At 74.5% G+C, this 1,631-nt stretch carries 1 pseudogene; it reads left to right on the top strand.

Annotated elements, in window-relative coordinates:
• Positions 1–1,631 (top strand): annotated as a pseudogene (locus tag GT354_RS46110) (hypothetical protein); the annotation flags it as partial.

Below are 1,631 nucleotides of genomic sequence, written 5' to 3'. Positions count from 1 at the left end.
GCCTCCCGGCCGGACTGCCCCGACGCGGCCCTGGTCGCTTTCCACACCACCCATCCCGCGCTCGTGGCCCGGGTGGGCCGGCCCTGCGCGGCCCTGTTGTCCGCCGTCGTGGGCACACCCGGCCACCCGGAGCCTGTCCCGGTCGCCGCGCGGGTCGCGGCGGCGGGCCTCGCCGACGAGAGCCACGCCGAGCTCGTACTGACGTCCCTGTCCCCCGCCCGCAGCGCACTCGCCACCCTCGCGGAACTGCCGCCGAGCCGCGCCCTACCCGACCTGATTCACCGTCACCTGGGCGCCGATCCGGATCGCTGGGCCACCCTGCGCGTCGTCCTCTCCCGCCACCGGGGCACCGTGGCCGGCCTGCTCGAAGGCATCGCCCTCGGCACCGAAACCGCTCCGCCCGCCGCCGTGCCGCCCGCGCCGAGCAAGCCCTACCGGTATTTGTTGTACGCGGCCCGCCCCGACGACCTGCGCGTGCTTCTTCCGCTGCTGCCGGACGAGTTGCTGTGCGAACTGCTCGGCAAGGGGGCACTGCCCGCGCCCGCGCTCGGCATCGCGCTCGGCACCGACGAACCCCGGGTGTGGACGGCCGTCGCCCGCAATCCGGGCCTGAACGCGCACGAGTTGCGCCGCCTCGTCGCGCTGGACGAACCGCGCGTCGACGCGGCCGTGTACCGTCACCGGCACGCGACCCTGTCGCTGCGCCGCGCCATCGCGTCCGGTACGCCACGCACGCCCGGCCGAACCGAACCGGTGCCCTTCGACGCCGAGTTGCGCGCCCGACTCCTCACCGAGGACTTCGACCAGCGGCTGGCCTCCCCGCTGATCACCAGCCGCGATCCCGACCTGGTTCGGCTCGCCTTCCGTACCGGACTCTCCGACGACGCCCGCCGGTTCGCCTTCGCCCGGATCCGCGAAACCGGCGGCGACGCAGCCGTGCGGCGACTGTTGGCCCACTTCGACGACTCCGACCGCACCCGCGAGCTGTCCCGGACGCCGAGTGCGGTGGCGTTCGAGGATCCGGACGCGCTGGCACGGCAGTTCGCCGAACCACGCGGGCGCAACGCCACCCGCCGGCTGATGCAGACGATCGTGCACGAACCGTACGCGTACGACCTCGCGCACCTGGTCGCCGTGCACCACGAGATCGGGTACGAGCCCGAGCCGATCGAGGAACTCCTGCGCCACGAGGACGCGGACGGCGAGGCCGGCCGGCTGCTGCGACTCGCCCTGATCAATCGCCTGCTCGGCTCCGACGCCGACACCCGTAACGCGGAGCCGGCGGACTGGCTGCGGAGCCGGCCCTACCGCGCCGGCTACGCCGAGTGGGTGAACCGGACCGTCGCGCAGGGCCTGCTCGACCCGGCCCGGCTCCTCGACACCGCGCACCCGGCAACTGCGGTGCTACAGGGGCTCGGCGGCCTGGATCGGGACACCGTGCTGGCGCCCGTGCAGGCGCACGTGGCGACGCTCGTCCGTACCCACCTCGCGGGTCATGTCGACGCGTCCGTCATCGCCGCCAACCTGCTCGACTCGTTCACGGGCACCATCGCCGAACTGTTCGCGGTCGCCGCGCAGGCGGCCGGGCCGCGCCCGGATCCCGCGGCCGTGGCCCGGGAGGACGCGCTCGC

Source organism: Streptomyces sp. SID3343 (assembly GCF_009865215.1).
In the GTDB taxonomy this organism is placed as follows: Bacteria; Actinomycetota; Actinomycetes; order Streptomycetales; family Streptomycetaceae; genus Embleya.
Note: the sequence above shows the minus strand (reverse complement) of the source record. Positions and strands in the feature narration are given on the sequence as shown.